Source organism: Pseudoflavonifractor sp. HNCC25GI2 (assembly GCF_058136395.1).
Genome location: NZ_JBYUOW010000014.1, coordinates 1 through 14,563, shown reverse-complemented (window position 1 = coordinate 14,563; position 14,563 = coordinate 1). Strand labels below are relative to the sequence as shown.

Here is a 14,563-nt window from a genome sequence, read left to right as displayed (position 1 = left end):
CCCGGAAAGCCTTGTGACAAGCGGGTTTTCCGGGGCCAAATGCTAACGCATCATCCCCGGTATTTCCGCATATAGCCCCGCTGCTTTTTGAGCCTTGCGGCCTTAGCGCAGCCGGGGGAGCAATACCGTGTCCGGCCATTGGGGAGAAAAGCCCTGCCGCATACCGGGCAGGGCCGGGTTTCCGGGGCGGGGCCTTCCGCAGCGAGGGACGCCTCCAGCACGGGATCATTGGGCAGCACCGCCTCCCGGAAGTAGCGGCACAGCGCCCCCGTCCAGCACTTCTCCAGCATATAGCAGGGGCAGTCCAGCGGCAGGCAGCCCACATCCCGGTCATAGTTGGCGCACAGCCTTGTCACCAGCTTGCGGATGGCCGCCTTTTCCTCACGGGTCAGCTCTCGGGACACCGTTTCACCTCCCGCCGCCAGCGCCTTTCAGCAGCTCCCGGTAGCAGGCCACGCACCCGATCCCCCGCCAGTAGGGGCAGCCGTGGCAGCGGGAGCCTTCCGGGGCCTTGACAGGCTCGGGTCGCTCATACCGGGGAACCCGCTGCATCATCGTTTCATAGGGACTATTGGTGAATTTCATTTGTCGCCCTCCGTTTCGTCCTCGTCCTCCTCGTCCCACGGCGGGGTATCGTCGTAGGTTTCCAGCTCGTCCCCGTAGTCCTCCTCGGTTTCAGCGGCCCGCTGCTGCTTGGGGCGGTAGACCTTGAAATACCACCCGGCTCCGCCGCCCACCAGCGCCACTGCCAGAATGAGCAGGAGCGTCCCGGTGTTTCCACCCGTCTGTTCTGGTTCCGGCTCGGGGGTAGGCTCCGGCTCCTCCACGGGCTCGGGTTCCGGCTCCACCCCCACGCACTCGGTCATATTGGTGGAGCATACCGGGCAATCCATATTGATCGCCCCGGCCACGCACTTTTCCGTACAGGTACACTCGGGCAGTTCCGTCCCGGACGCCTCCAGAGCGGCCAGCAGATCGGCCTCGTCCACCACGCTGAAAAAGTAGGTTTCATATTGTTCGCCCTCCTCGTCGGTGGGCTTGTCGTAGTCAATGACGATATAAAAGGTGCTGCCGCCGCTGGTCTGGACGGTGATAAACTGCTTGTTGGTGTGCTCGTCATAGAGCAGATCACGGGTCACAAGGTTGCCCTCCTCCGTGAAGCCCTCGCCGGGCTCAATGGTGGGCTCGGGGGTGGTGGTTTCCCCCGCCGGGTCAAGGCCCTCCCATTCGGGGCCGCCCCCGGCGTAGGCCGTGACGGAGAAGCCGCACAGAAGAACAACGGCGCAAAGCGCCGCTGTCAGCATCTTAATTCGCTTTTTCATTCGGTATCCTCCTTATCCTCGGTTTCGGACTTCGGGACATTTTGTCCCAAGGTGGCCCCGGCCCGGATCTGCTGGAGCACCACGGGCAGCTCGGCAAGAGGGATGCTCATGCCCCGCACGATGTCCACGATCTCGCTGTTTTCCGCCTCCACCTTTTTCTGTTCCAGCTCCTTCAGCCGGGCCTGCTGTTCGGAGATTTTGGCCTTGACCTTTTCAATCTCGGCCTCGATCTTTGCGCTTTTGGAAATTGCCATGAAAGCCTCCTTTACGGTAAACGCCCGTAGGCGTAGAAATGAGATTGCCAATAGCTGCTGTTGAGGTTGGCGTAACTGATGGGATCACCACAATGGAGCATCCAGCCATCGCCCACATACAGCCCACAATGGCTGACCCCCGGCGTGTCGTAGGTGCCGACAAAAAACACCAGATCACCCGGCTGGGGTGAGCTGGTGGGGGTGCAGTAGTTGTATAGGCCCTGTGCTCCCAGCCGCCCTACATCCCAGCCGCATTGATTGAGCACCCATGAGAGGTAGCCGGAGCAGTCAAAGGAAGTGGACGGGCTGGAGCCGCCCCAGACATAGGGATAGCCGATGTACTTCTCCGCCTCGGTGAGCAGAGAGGAAAAGGTTTCGTCCGTCAGATATTCCTCGGGGACTTCATGCTCCACGGGATCGCCCGTGTACTTGCCCACATAGTCGGAGCCGGGAAACAGATCGGGACGGTTGCCCAGCGTCGCCATGTAGAGGGCATACCGGGAAAGCTGTTCCTCGCCCATGATGTAGACAGGCAGGTGGGAAAGGTTTTCGCTCACGAGGGTCACGGTGCAGATGTAGTAGTTGTACGGTACTTCCACATCGTAGTCGTTGCCCTCGCTGTCCGTCCGGGTTTCCGTCCGATACCGCACCTCCACCACCACATCCTCGGTGAGAATGTACTGGCGGTCAAAGAGCATTTGCAGGGTGTCCTGCACCTCGTCCAGCGTCCATTCCCCCTCATGCCATGCGCTGATGATGGACAGCAGCACATAGGGGTCATGCTCGATCTCGTCCAGATCGTAGTGGTACTCGTCATAGTCGTGGGTACTCTCGTAGGTGTCCAGATAGTTTTGCAGCTCCGCCTCCAAAGCACAGTAGGCAGCCTCCGCCCCCAGCAGATCAGCGTCCTCGGCGGGATAGGTGGATGCCCCGATAGCCCCCGCTGTGCCGTTGCCCAGCGTTGCCAGCGAGGACATACAGGACTGCATCATCACCGGCAGCAGAAACACCGCCACAAACAGCAGCACCCCCACGGGATGCCGCTTGACGAAGCCCACGGCCCGGGCCGCCAGCTTTTCCGTGGTGACTGCTGTTTTTTCAGCGGCCTTGGCTCCTTGCTTGGCGGCCTCCCGTGCTTGTTTGGCATATTGACGTTTGATCTTCTGCTTCTGGATGAGCCGGGACAGGGCGTTGCCCCGCATTTCCGGGTGCTCCTGGGCGGCCATGCGGTAGTGATAATCCGCCGTGGCCTTGATGTGCCTGGACTCGGCCTTGCGGACAGCCTTGGCCGGGTGCTCCCGGATTTTCTTTTGCACAAACCGCTTGCCGTGGCGCAGGGCGGACTCGCCTACCAGCTCGGAGCGGTGAGCGCCCTCGGTGCCCACATTTTCCTGCTCCACCTCGAAAATCTTGCCATGCACATAACCGTGAACGCCGCCGCCCACCGTCCCGGCCACCCGGCGAACCGGGCCGGGCGGCTTGGGCGGCTTCTGCTTTGCCAGCTTTTTCTTGGCCTTTTCCAACTTTTCACCCCGCTTTTCCATACGGAGCTTGCTGGCGGCGGTCTGTTCCTGTTGGCTCTTGTGCCGAAACTTCGTCGTCACAAACTTCGCTTTAGCTTCTTTGGCGGCACCGCCGCCAAAATCCGCCCGCTCCGTTGCTCCTCCTCTCCCCGCAAAGTCATCCGACTTTGTGGGGGCTCCGTTTGGGGACTTCGGGACATTTTGTCCCGAAGTGGCCCCGGCCTTATTCGTCTCTTCGTTCATGGGCCATATCCTCCGGGCGGGTGGTCAGCAGGTTATAGATTTCTCCCTTGGGGAACCGATCCACAAACGGGATGGTCACATTTCCATAGAACAGCAGCCCCTCGCCGGAATTGGAGTGGGTGATGTAGGAGAGCTGGTGCTCGGAAATGCCCAACTGCTTGGCGAGGATCGCCCGGTCACTTTGGGCTTGAGACAGCAGGATCAGAAAATCCGTGTTGTCCAGAATGTTGGAGATGGCCGGGCTTGCCAGCAGGTCTTTCACATTCTGCGTCAGGGCGCTGGGGACGCAGCCCTTTTTGCGGAGCATCTTCCAAACGGCCACAAAGTAGCTGGCGGTGAGCTCGTCCCGCAGCAGGATATGGAACTCGTCAAAGTAACACCATGTAGCGATCCCCGCCTTGTGGTTGGCGTTCACCGCCGCTGTGACAAACTCGTTGGTGGTGTGCATGGCGATCTTGCGGAGGTTTTCGCCCAGCCCTTTGAGGACGATGCACACCACCCGGGAATTGAGGTTGACATTGGTGGGGTGGTTGAACAGGTTGAGGGAGCCGGTGCAGTAGAGCTCCAGCGCCGTTGCCACACGGCGGGCCTCCGGCTCCGGCTGCTTCAAAAGCTCCTCGTACAAATCCTGCAACAGCGGCGTTTTGGCCGTTTCCAGCCCCAGCGCCATCTCCCGGTACACCAGCCGCACACAGCGGTCAATCACGGTTTTCTCAATGGGCTGCAAGCCCTCCCGTCCGCCCACGATCAGCTCACACAGGGACAACAAAAAATCCGCCTTCATAGAAAGCGGACTTTCATCGTCGTTGGCGTTCATCTGCAAATCCATAGGCGAAATGTGGTGGGGGCTGTCCGGGGCGATGTCGATGACCTGCCCGCCCAGCCGCTGCACCAGCGGGGCGTATTCGCCCATCGGGTCTACCACGATGATCCGGTCATTAGTGGCAAGGAACACATTGATCAGCTCCCTTTTAGCGGCAAAGCTCTTGCCGGAGCCCGTGGAGCCGAGGTACATCCCGTTGGCCGATTTCAGTTTCTTGCGGTCAGCCATGATGACATTGTGGGAAAGGGCATTCATGCCGTAGTAGAGCGCCTGCCCGCCCATGCGGAGCTCCCGGGTCATAAAGGGAATGAAGATGGCCGTGGAGCTGGTGGTCATGCCTCGCTGGATCTCGATGCCGTTGTACCCCAGCACCAGCGAGGACACAAAGCCCTGCTCCTGCTGCCAGTCCAGCCGCTTCAAGGCGCAGTTGTATTTCTGTGCGATGCCGCTCACGGTGAACACATCGTTTTCCAGCCGCTGCCGAGTGGGGGCGATGTTCACCACGGTAAAGGTCAGCAGGAACATCCGCTCGTTGCGGGACTGGAGATCGGCCAGCAGCTCGGCGGCGTCCTTGGAAAAGGTAATGAGATCAGGGGGCAAAATCTCCATATCGTATCCGGCCCGCACAGCCTTTTTCTGCTCCTCGGCTTTCATGCGGCCAATGTCAGAGATTTTCCCCTTGATGGTCTTGATGGCTTTGAGCTGATCCACCGTCTGAATATGGAGCGTGACGGTGAGCTCGGCATCCAGCTCCAAAATTTCCGCCAGCAGCTTGTCCGAGAGCTCCGACGCTAAAATCTGCAAGTAGGACGCAGCGCCCCACGACTGGCCCACCCGGAAAGTCCGGGATTGCCGGAAGTCGAAGCTGCCCGGGGCGATATAGTCCTTCGTCCCCATGCCGTGCTGGGGGATGTCCTTCCACGAAAAGCGGAACGGCTCCCGGCTCCCCGGGTGCATCTGGCCGTGGAGCACCGCCAGACGGTCACGGCCATCCAAGGGCTGGGACTGCACCACCAGCCGTTTGAGGTTGCCCATAACATCGGCCTCCACACGGCCCAGCCGTGGCCGGGCCTCGGCCACGCTGCCAGCGGGCAGCCCAAAGGTGATGTACTTGGTGCGCTCAATGCCGTTGTTGCTCTTGGCAATCTGGCCTTTGAGCATCTCCACATATTCATGCCGGATGCTGTTGAACTCGTCCTCCTGTTCCGGGATGTTTACCTTGTAGCGGTTGGCGCTGCGGGAACGGCGGTTGACAAAGGAGAGCTGAAAGGGCAAGGAACTGTCAAAGTAGTTGAGAAACGAGCTCCACCCGCCGAAAATGGCGGTCTGATCCTCGGTGGACGCCACGGCGTAGTTGATGTCCTCATATTCCACGGTCTTGGTGTAGAGCCCGCCGGGGAGCTGACAGATCCCGTCCGGGTGCATCGCCACATAGGGGATGGTCTGCTGGGCGGACACCACCACCCGGCGCTCATTTCTTTTTGCGTTTGGTTTTATTTTGGCTGCGTTCAATAGACTCCTCCTTTCCCGTGAATGGAGCATAGATGTTCTGCGTCCGATAGGGCCGGATGCCGGGGCGCAGGAACTTGGTGTTGATCATGTTCCGCAGCACCTTTTCAAAGGGCAGCCCGTCCTTTTCATACATCGCCATAAGAAAGGCCGGGAGCATGATCCCCAGCATGACGAACAGCGCCCCGGTGTTGCCGATGGCTCCACGGGTCAGCAGATAGGTGGGAATCCCGATGGCTGCCCCGATCCCGAAACAGATCAGCTGGCGCTTGGTGAGGTTAAAGGCGATCTTGGTTTTGATTTTGGACAGGTCATTGGGGACATTCACATATGGCATAGGTCAGCCTCCTTTCATGCCCACCTTGGGACAATTTGTCCCGAAGTCCCGGAGCGTGGACTGTACCTCGTTGCCCCACACATCCCAGCCGGGCGGGGTCTGCCGGGCGAACAGCTCCACACGGGGCAGATCGCCCATGAGAGCCACGATTTTGTCCCGGGTTTCATCCGGCTTTTTGCTGTGGGCCTCAATAGGCGAAATGATAAACTGGTGGATGTTTGCCGCCTGCCGCTTGGGGTGGCCCCGTGTCGCCAGCAGGCAAACCTCCGCATTGGCCCGTGTCCAGAAGCCCAGCCCATAAAACCAGCTATCCGCCTTGCGGTTTTTCTTGAGCCAGACGAAAGCTACGCTTTTGTAGGTGAAGCCCCATTCCCGGATCAGCCGCAGGGCCTCCGGGAGCTGGGGAAAGGTGGCCCACAGGAAAAGTGCGCTGTCCGGGGCCGCAAGATCGGCCACAGGCAGCGCACAAAGCTCGTCTATGCTCATGGTTGGGTAATGATGCTCTGCCGCCCCCTGCAAGCCCTTTTGGGAGTAGCGCCACGGGGGATCGGCGTAGATGATGGAATATGCTCCGATAATTACACTCCTTTCCCGCCACGCTCCACAGCCAGCCGTGCCAGCTCAATGCGCTGGGCGGCGGGGCCGTAGATGGCCGGGGCGTTTTCAAAACAGATGAAACGGCGGCCCGTATTGAGGGCCGCCACCGCCGTTGTGCCGGAGCCAGCGCAAATATCCGCTACCACCGCTCCTTCGTCGGTGTAGGTCTTTATGAAGTATTCGCACAGCTCCACAGGCTTTTGTGTCGGGTGGATGCCGCCCATCACCGTGGGAACAAACAGCACATTTCCCGGATAGCGCCGCCCATCGCTGGAGCCGGAGCCTTGCCGCACAAATTTCCCGTAGTTGGTACTCATGCCGCTGCTGGTGTGCGTTCGGGTGTATGGCTTGCCGTAGGTGAATTGCGGGTGATAGACCGGAGACTTCTGGTAGAACACCAGAATGTTCTCCGACTTTTTCAGCGGGGCTCGGTTGGCGTTGAGAAAACCCGTTCCCCGTTCCTTGTACCATACCCACTCATAGCGGAGCATGGACAGGTTGGACGCTCCCAACACCTTGTCATAGGGGCATTGGGCGAAGAACAGCACCGCCCCATTGGGCTTGACCGCCCACTTCACCGCCTCCCACAGCTCGGGGAGCGGCAGCGGCACATCCCAGTAATTCCGGGTGGTGCCATAGGGCGGATCGGTGAGCAGCATATCAACCGAGTGCTGAGGCAGGGACAGCAGCCCCTTGATCCCGTCCATGAGGTACAGGCCCTCCGCCATGTTTGGGACATTTTGTCCCAAAGCGGCATTATCGGTCATGCCTGGACTCCTTCACCGCTGCCCTGGCGGGGCGGGCGGCGTTGTCCCGGGCGGCCTGTGTGCGGCCTTCAGCCAGCCGCTGGGCAATCGACCTGGCGTCGCTTTCACCGCCCAGCAGCTCCCGTTTTTGCAGCACCTCCTCTGTTTCCGCCATGAAGCGGTACACATCCGCCTCGGAAAATTCCTCCGGGGCTTTTCCATTCCACAGGGCCGTTCCGTCCAGCCCGTATCTTCTTGGCATACAACACCCCTTTCTTAATGAGCACTAAAGATGCTCCGGGCAATCGTCCCTGTTTTGAACAGGCAGAAGCACAACAGCACCGTGTACCCCACACAGCCCCAAATGGCCCCGATGGGGTCGCCGCCCGTGGCGATCCCTTGAATGAGCACCGCATAGATGGCGACGCACACAAGGATCAGCATCCCTTGGAATCCCACGGCAAACAGGGACTTCAAATAGTTTTGGCCCATGCTGCCCAGCTCCCGGTTGGAGAGGGTCGCCACGGGCAGCGGGGCCAGACTTGTGAGCAGGTAAATCTCAATCATGCGCCCATAGACGATGACGAAAATCACGATGTTCAGCGCCCACATGGTTACATGAATGAGGAACGATTGGAGCCACAGCCCCAGCAGAGCACCAAGGCTCATGGTCTCCAGACTTGCCTCCAGTGTGTCGATCATGGAGGAAGAAATGTCCGTTGAGCCCTGCACAATCCCGGCTGCGCTGGCAATCACGCTTTGGGACACATCAAACACCGCCATAACGATATTGAATGTGTTGGACAGAATGAGAATGGCCGCAGCCGTTTTGAAGATCCACTTGAAGAAAATCCAGTAGTCCAGATCGTGCAGGTTGTTTTTCTCGATAATGAGCTGGATCAGCTCATAGGTGGCAACAAAGGTCAAGACCAGACCGGCAATCGGCAGTATCACCGTTTCAGAAAGCTGCCGTATGAGGGAAAAGACCCCGGCGTTCCACGCCGCCGGGGTCGTCCCCACTTGCACCGCAATCTCTCCGACACGGGTATTGACCGTATCAAAAAGCCCCGTGAGGTTGCCCATGATCCCCTCAATCAGAAGCCCTTTTAACCAGTCTGTCAGCCAGTCGGTGAGAAATCCCATAAGCTATCGCCCTTAAAACAGGCCGGACAGCAGGGGGATCAGGGTGGTGCCCAGCACGATGATGCCGCCGCCCGCCATGAGCTGCTTCATGCCCTGGCTCTTTGCTTATGTGTGATAAAGAAGCAATAGAAGTGCAAAAAATTTTGCCGTTCCTATCCGACACTTGGCCATTGTGTCGGATAGGTCGGGCGGTTATTCGGGCAAGTCAATCTTGCCGACAAAGCTGTAATAAATCTCAATGTCCTGCCTGCGGGTGCCGTTCTCATCATAGCTGCACTCATGCACCACAATTTTCTCGATCATTTCCCGCAAGAGAGTGGGGGTCAGTTCTTCAAAGGCAAGGTGCTTGCGGACAATGCCCATAAATTTCTCGGCGTTGACGGTAGCTGCCTGTGACTTGTCCAGTTCGGCTTGCAGGGCGGCGGCTCTCTTTTTCAGCTCCGCTTGCTCGGCTTCGTAGTCAGCCGACAGTTCCATGAAACGCTCATCGCTGATTTTGCCGTTTACATTGTCCTCATACAGCCGCTTGATAATGCGGCTGATTTCAGAAATGCGTTCCTGCGCCTGTTCAAGCTGCTTGATGGCTGCGGCGGTCTTTCGCTTGCCGCCGATCTCGTTCTGCTGGACAAGTAGTTTCACAAACCGGCTCTCATGCTTGGCTGCGTATTCGGTCACTTGCCGGAGATTTGCCAGGACACCAGCGGTCAACAGATCGGTGCGGATAAAGTGCGCCGTACAGTTGCGGGTGCGCTTCTTGTAGCTGCCGCAGATGTAGCAGTCCTGTTTGCGGTCTTTGTTCTGATACCGCTGCTGATACAGCACATGGCCGCAGTCGGCGCAGAACAAAATCCCGGAGAACAGCCCCACTTCATCGTAGCGGTTCGGGCGTTTGCGCTGTTTGCGTAACTCCTGCACCCGTTCCCATGTTTCCTTGTCGATGATCGGCTCATGGTGGTTCTCGAAAATGGCCTGCTTCTCGACGGGGTTCTCTATGCTGTGCTTGACCTTATAAGAAGGCTTTTCCGTTTTGAAGTTCACCAGACATCCGGTGTACTCTCGGTTTTCGAGGATATGAACGACGGTGTTGGTCGCCCATTTGCACTCATAGCCTGGGTGATAACGGCGGGTGCTGCCTGTCCGCTGATATTCCAGCGTCCCCGGCGTGGGGATTTGCTGCTCCGTCAGCATACGGGCAATCTTGGTCGGGCCGTTCCCGGCAAGGCAAAGCTGGTAAATCTGCTGCACCACCGGGGCGGCTTCCTCGTCTATAATAAAATTCTCGTCCTCGTCCATCACATAGCCGTAAACCGGCTTGCTGGTAACAGGCTTGCCGCTCATGCCTTTTGACTTTTTCACTGCCTTGATTTTCTTGCTCGTATCTCTCACCAGCCATTCATTGAACAGATTTCGCAGCGGGGTAAAATCGTTGTCCATGCCCTCGCTGGCACTGTCCACATTATCGTTGACAGCGATAAAACGCACACCCTTTTGAGGGAACAGCATTTCCGTGTAAAACCCTACCTGCAAGTAGTTTCGCCCTAACCGGCTCATGTCCTTGACGATGACCGTACCCACTTTCCCGGCTTCAATGTCCGCAAGCATGGCTTGAAATCCGGGCCGCTGGAAGTTCGCGCCGGAAAAACCGTCGTCGGTGTACCAGCGCAGATTGGTAAAGCCGTTCTGTTTTGCGTAGGTTTCGAGTATCCTTTTTTGGTTCGATATGGAATTACTCTCGCCTTGCAATTCATCCTCGTGGGACAATCTCGGATAAAGGGCGGTAATGAGGTTTTGGGTGGCTTGTCTTAACATAAAATCCTCCGTTTCCGACAGCCAGCCCCACTATTCCGTGGTTTCATTGTACCACGGAACGGCGGGGGCTGTACAGCGGCAAAAGCGTTAAATTTGCTTCTTTACAGCTTTTCAATTTTCCGATTTTTATGGTATGGGTTGTCGTCCCATATTTGCAGTAGAAAAGTTCATAACTCCGTGGTATACTCTGATTTAACAAAAAAATCAGAAGTTAAAGGAGAAAACATGAAGTATACAATAGATGAATTAACCGCGGCCAAAAGGCAAATTGATTCAACTCTGCACAAGCTAAGAGAAACAGTAAAAACATTTGAATCAAAGGATAATTCCGAGCGTTATAAATCACAAATCACATTGGCAAAGAGAAGAATAAAAGCCTTTGAAATTGCAAATTATTTTATAGAGAATGAGATTAAGAATTGCTAAAGCACTTCCGATTTTCGTTCCAGCGGTCATGCTCCCTGGCATGGCCGCTTTTCCATGCCCCGGTTCACGCCGGATAAGTCGGCTCCTGTGTAGCAGCGGCTTCCGCTTCCAGTACCCGCGCCATTTTGTCGGCGGCTGTGGTTGTGGTGTCTTTCTTGAAATAGCCGGACACGACAAGGACGGAATTGCCCATGCGGATTTCCGTCACACAGTCAGGGCGGCGGGTGGTGCGGGTGTCGTGCTGCTTGTTATCTGCCATAGGCAATACTCCTTTCAGTCGGTAATCAGTTTCTTCATGCTCTCCATTTTCCGCTTGGCGGTTTCCTGCCGGAAGTTGTCGCCGGTAAAGCGTACCGGGACGCACATGGAAAGCAGGCGGTCATAAATCCGGGAATGGGCGGTGTCCTCCGGGTTGTGCAGGTCGTCCAGCGTAAGGTTGGTCGTGACGATCAGCGGCTTGCCGCTGCGGTAACGGCTGTCAATCACATTGAACACCTGTTCCAGCCCGTATTCCGTCCCGCGTTCCATGCCGAAGTCGTCAAGGATCAGCAGCGGATAACGACAAAGGCGGGAAATGTACTCGTTGCGCCCCTCAAAGCTGGCGGCAAGGTCATTGAGGATAAGAGCAAAGTTCGTCATGCGGACGGGGATTTCTTTCTCCATGAGGGCGTTTGCGATACAGCCTGCAAGGTAGCTTTTGCCGGTGCCTACGCCGCCCCAGAACAGGCAGCCGATATTGTCTGTCCGCATATCTTCCCAATGCTCCACATACCGGCGGGCAAGCCCGGTCTGCGGGTTCCTGCCGTTGTCGTTCTCGAAAGTCCAGTCCCGCATGGTGGGGTCGGTAAAGCCCCGGCGTTTCAGTTCTTCCACGGTGTCAAGGTGTCTGCGCCGCTTTTCGGCGGCTTCCCGTTCCTCGCGGGCGGTTCTCTGGCAGTCGCACTCTGCCGGGTGGCGGTCGCGCCCGAAGATAGCGGCCTTATCCGGCGCAAAATAGGCTTCTTTCGGCTTGCGGCACTTGCCGCAGTACAGTAAACCGTCCTCGCCGGTGTAGTCCTCCGGCTCCGGGATGGTGGTCGTCATATTCTCCAAAACCGCGTTGATTTCATTCTTCATAAACTCTCGCCCTCCTTGCATGAGTAGTCTGGTATGCCCTTTTTAGGGGCTTCCTTTTTGTCGTTCCCCGCCCATATCCGCAGGGCGGCGGCATAGTTCTGGTAGCTTTTCCCGTTGGCGGCAAGGTAGCGGCTCATTTCCTCGATGAACCGTTCCAGCCTGTCAGGGTACTCTGCCTGCAACTCGTCGTATTCGGTCTGTGACAGAAAAATATTTCCATATCGGCCATAGGGCGCGGACGGCCCCCCACTCACTCCCTTTGTTTGGCTCTCTGTAAGGTTGTTTATAGTAGTTTGGTTAGGGGACGGTTTTCCGACCATCATAAGGTCGGTTTTCTGACCATCAGTAGGACGGTTTTCCGGCTCTATGAGGGGCGGACTTCCGGCCATCAGTTGGTCTGAAAACTGTACCTGTGGCACTGGCGGTACTTTGACATAAAGCCGGTTCGGTGCGGAGAAGCCGCCCCGTTCCCGTTCCAACAGCCCCGCCGTGTCCAGTTCATTAAGCGCCCCCTTGATGGTGGTGCTGCCTTTATCCAGTATTTCTGCTATCTCCGCGATGGGATAGATAATATAAATCCTGCCCTCGTCGTCCAGCCACTTGTTTTTCTGGGAGAGGGTGGAACGGTCTAACAGCAGCGAATACAGCAGCTTGGCGGTCTGTGAAATCTCCATTTTCAGCAGGAAACGGGGATACGGCAGATAGGCGGGCAGCCGCGTGTCTGCCCTGATATAATCAGCGATAGGATCACCTCCCTGTGTTCGGGTTGATTTTGGCGTATTGTCACGCATTAAAACGCCGTTTCCGGGGGAAAAGGATAAATGTATCGCGTACCCTTTGACACCCACGAAAAAAGCCTTGATTTATGCGGGTTTGAAAGGCTCTAAAGCGTGACATCTCTGCCTTTGTTTCCGCTTTCTCTCGGCGGCTTTGATTTTCTTCATGCGCCCGGCGCAGTCGGGGCAGTATTTTCCCCGGTTGGATTTGGGGACAAAGGCCGCCCCGCAGACGGCACACCGTTTCCGGCTTCCCCGGCACAAGAGGGCTGCGGCCAGCTCCCCGTCAAGGGGCAGGACAGCCACACGGAACCAGTGGCACATGAGGGAAAAGGAAATGCTCTGGACGCACACGCAAGGCTCCCCGTCGTCCAATAGCAGGCAGTTCCCCTCATCGTAGTTACAGCACTCATGTACCAGCCGCCGCGCCCGCCGGTGCTGGCGGTAGTCCATGTGGGGCAGGTTATCGCTCATGGCTCTGCTCCTTTCTGCGGTGCGGCTCGTCCCGGCGCAAAATCTGGTCGATGTTCCGCTTGACGGTCTGCAACTCCTTGAACCGCTGTTTCTGTTCGTGATAGGTGTTATACAGGCCGTCTTTCTCGGAGATAAGCTGCTCGATCTCGGCCTGCAACGCTTTCCGGGCGGGCAGCTTGGTAATGCCATGCGCCTTGAAATACCGGGCTGCTGCGTCGGCTATGATAAAATCGCTCTCATGGGCCTGCCGGTATGCGGCGCGGGCTTTCTCGGATTTCTGTGCCCGCAGCCCGTCGCGGGCGGCCTTGGTCTGGGCGTAGGCCAACACCTGCCGCTGCAACTTCTTTTTCCCTTGCAGCTTCGTTTCCAGTGCTTTCAGTTCGCCGCTGGTCTGGCGCATTTTCTGATAGGCGGTGTCAACGGCGGCTTCTAACTGCTCCGGGGAAGTAAAGCCGTATTGCTGGTAGACGGACAGCGTTTTGGCGGCCTGCTTCAGATTGTGTATCTTCGCCCAGCGTTCATAGCCCCGGCCTTTGCCCTCGGCCATTTTCTGCTCAATGTCCACAAGCCGCTGCACTCCGTCCTGTTTCGGGGCGGCTATCTCGGCTCTGGCAACCTGCAAGCGGTCTTTTATGGTGCGTGGGGGATCGGGGGATCTGGCTGGCGCTTCGGCTGCTCTGGCGGCGTTTTGCTCTAAAACGGCAAAGACAGCGGCGCGGTCAAAATCGTCGCCCAGCTTCCGGGCGGTAATTGGCTTTGTCCTGTCCGGCGTGAGGTAGGAAAGCCGCCCCCGGCTCTCCTTGACGGTCACACCCTCCTGCAGCAACAGAGAGGAAAACTCGTCAAAGCTGGCGGCGGTGGCAAGGGCTTTCCGTAGGGTCTGCCGCAGCTTCTCCTTGTTCGTTTCAAACTTGGTCTGCCGGGGCGTGATACTATCGGCAATCATGGGGGCGTTCTGCTTGTCCAGCGCGGCCTGTCCCTTTTTCTGCGCCCAATACTCCCGGTCGGTGACGCGGTTCTTGCTGCCGTTCAAGAGGTCGATTTGATAAAGCCCCTCCCGGTGGCACATCTCCATGACTTCGGATTTGAAGTAGCGCAGGGCAGCGTCGGTACATCGGTGCTTGCAGCCGACTTTCGTATCGGCCGGCCTGTCCATGTAGGGCAGGAACGGCACTTCCTCAATCCGCAGGCTGTTTATGACGATATGCACATGAATGTTGCCGCTGTGGTTATGCCCGTCCGGGTGGGTGCAGACAAGGGCCTGGTGGCCGGGAAAATGCTCTTTACAGAATTGTTCCCCCAACGCCTGCGCCCGGTCTACGGTCAGGCCGTTGTCCGGCCCGTCCCGCGGGTCAAAGCTGATGATGTAGTGGTGGCTTTTCACATCTTCCCGCCGCTGGTTTTTCTGATAGCGGAGATTGGCCCGCATACACGCAACGGCAAAATCCTCCCCGTCGCAGTTCAG

Annotated in this window: 18 protein-coding genes and 1 pseudogene; 1 reads left to right on the top strand and 18 read right to left on the bottom strand. The window is 57.6% G+C overall.

Going from position 1 to position 14,563, the window contains the following annotated elements; genetic code table 11:
- Positions 1-50 precede the first annotated feature (50 nt).
- The 13 genes and pseudogenes from AC3YUO_RS12445 to AC3YUO_RS12385 form a co-directional block, all read right to left on the bottom strand.
- Positions 51-404, bottom strand: coding sequence for a cysteine-rich VLP protein (locus AC3YUO_RS12445; RefSeq protein ID WP_489963351.1), 354 nt, complete (start codon positions 402-404; stop codon positions 51-53).
- 4 nt (positions 405-408) lie between these two features.
- Entirely contained in the window at positions 409-585 is a 177-nt protein-coding gene (locus AC3YUO_RS12440; RefSeq protein WP_489963350.1) for a hypothetical protein, read from the bottom strand.
- Positions 582-1,322: a DUF4366 domain-containing protein gene (locus tag AC3YUO_RS12435; RefSeq protein WP_489963349.1), complete on the bottom strand. Its 741-nt coding sequence runs from the start codon at positions 1,320-1,322 to the stop codon at positions 582-584. The genes AC3YUO_RS12440 and AC3YUO_RS12435 overlap by 4 nt, the downstream gene beginning before the upstream one ends.
- Positions 1,319-1,576, bottom strand: coding sequence for a DUF4315 family protein (locus AC3YUO_RS12430; protein WP_390450940.1), 258 nt, complete (start codon positions 1,574-1,576; stop codon positions 1,319-1,321). Before AC3YUO_RS12430 ends, AC3YUO_RS12435 begins: the two co-directional genes overlap by 4 nt.
- Positions 1,577-1,587: 11 nt before the next feature.
- The gene (locus tag AC3YUO_RS12425; RefSeq protein ID WP_489963372.1) at positions 1,588-3,120 is read right to left on the bottom strand and encodes a C40 family peptidase; all 1,533 of its coding nucleotides are present in this window, start codon (positions 3,118-3,120) and stop codon (positions 1,588-1,590) included.
- 202 nt (positions 3,121-3,322) lie between these two features.
- The gene (locus AC3YUO_RS12420) at positions 3,323-5,707 is read right to left on the bottom strand and encodes a VirB4-like conjugal transfer ATPase, CD1110 family (protein ID WP_489963348.1); all 2,385 of its coding nucleotides are present in this window, start codon (positions 5,705-5,707) and stop codon (positions 3,323-3,325) included.
- Positions 5,637-6,011: a PrgI family protein gene (locus AC3YUO_RS12415; RefSeq protein WP_110440536.1), complete on the bottom strand. Its 375-nt coding sequence runs from the start codon at positions 6,009-6,011 to the stop codon at positions 5,637-5,639. Before AC3YUO_RS12415 ends, AC3YUO_RS12420 begins: the two co-directional genes overlap by 71 nt.
- A 3-nt stretch (positions 6,012-6,014) precedes the next feature.
- Positions 6,015-6,572, bottom strand: coding sequence for an MT-A70 family methyltransferase (locus AC3YUO_RS12410; protein ID WP_148341528.1), 558 nt, complete (start codon positions 6,570-6,572; stop codon positions 6,015-6,017).
- A 17-nt stretch (positions 6,573-6,589) separates the two neighbouring features.
- Positions 6,590-7,375 carry a DNA-methyltransferase gene (locus tag AC3YUO_RS12405; protein WP_489963347.1) on the bottom strand — a complete coding sequence of 262 codons (786 nt, stop codon included), beginning with the start codon at positions 7,373-7,375 and terminating at the stop codon, positions 6,590-6,592.
- Positions 7,365-7,616 (bottom strand): hypothetical protein, encoded by a 252-nt coding sequence (locus AC3YUO_RS12400; protein WP_489963346.1) that lies wholly within the window; start codon positions 7,614-7,616, stop codon positions 7,365-7,367. The genes AC3YUO_RS12405 and AC3YUO_RS12400 overlap by 11 nt, the downstream gene beginning before the upstream one ends.
- Positions 7,617-7,630: 14 nt before the next feature.
- Complete coding sequence (locus AC3YUO_RS12395) at positions 7,631-8,497, bottom strand: VirB6/TrbL-like conjugal transfer protein, CD1112 family (protein ID WP_101693176.1); 867 nt, start codon at positions 8,495-8,497, stop codon at positions 7,631-7,633.
- Between the two features lie 12 nt (positions 8,498-8,509).
- Positions 8,510-8,602 (bottom strand): annotated as a pseudogene (locus AC3YUO_RS12390) (Maff2 family mobile element protein); the annotation flags it as partial.
- Between the two features lie 87 nt (positions 8,603-8,689).
- Complete coding sequence (locus AC3YUO_RS12385) at positions 8,690-10,306, bottom strand: recombinase family protein (RefSeq protein WP_002596236.1); 1,617 nt, start codon at positions 10,304-10,306, stop codon at positions 8,690-8,692.
- A 225-nt stretch (positions 10,307-10,531) separates the two neighbouring features.
- Between AC3YUO_RS12385 and AC3YUO_RS12380 the strand changes: the two genes are divergently transcribed.
- The gene (locus AC3YUO_RS12380) at positions 10,532-10,732 is read left to right on the top strand and encodes a hypothetical protein (protein ID WP_002596235.1); all 201 of its coding nucleotides are present in this window, start codon (positions 10,532-10,534) and stop codon (positions 10,730-10,732) included.
- Between the two features lie 64 nt (positions 10,733-10,796).
- Here AC3YUO_RS12380 and AC3YUO_RS12375 read toward each other — a convergent pair whose 3' ends face one another.
- From AC3YUO_RS12375 to AC3YUO_RS12355, 5 genes are all read right to left on the bottom strand, one after another.
- Entirely contained in the window at positions 10,797-10,991 is a 195-nt protein-coding gene (locus tag AC3YUO_RS12375) for a transposon-encoded TnpW family protein (protein WP_002596234.1), read from the bottom strand.
- A gap of 14 nt (positions 10,992-11,005) precedes the next feature.
- Positions 11,006-11,848: an ATP-binding protein gene (locus AC3YUO_RS12370; protein WP_002596233.1), complete on the bottom strand. Its 843-nt coding sequence runs from the start codon at positions 11,846-11,848 to the stop codon at positions 11,006-11,008.
- Positions 11,845-12,639 carry a replication initiator protein A gene (locus tag AC3YUO_RS12365; protein ID WP_006356266.1) on the bottom strand — a complete coding sequence of 265 codons (795 nt, stop codon included), beginning with the start codon at positions 12,637-12,639 and terminating at the stop codon, positions 11,845-11,847. The genes AC3YUO_RS12370 and AC3YUO_RS12365 overlap by 4 nt, the downstream gene beginning before the upstream one ends.
- A gap of 72 nt (positions 12,640-12,711) precedes the next feature.
- Positions 12,712-13,098: a cysteine-rich VLP domain-containing protein gene (locus tag AC3YUO_RS12360; protein WP_002596231.1), complete on the bottom strand. Its 387-nt coding sequence runs from the start codon at positions 13,096-13,098 to the stop codon at positions 12,712-12,714.
- Positions 13,088-14,563: relaxase/mobilization nuclease domain-containing protein (locus AC3YUO_RS12355; RefSeq protein ID WP_489963345.1), on the bottom strand; the 1,476-nt coding region annotated here is incomplete at its 5' end. The genes AC3YUO_RS12360 and AC3YUO_RS12355, both read right to left, overlap by 11 nt.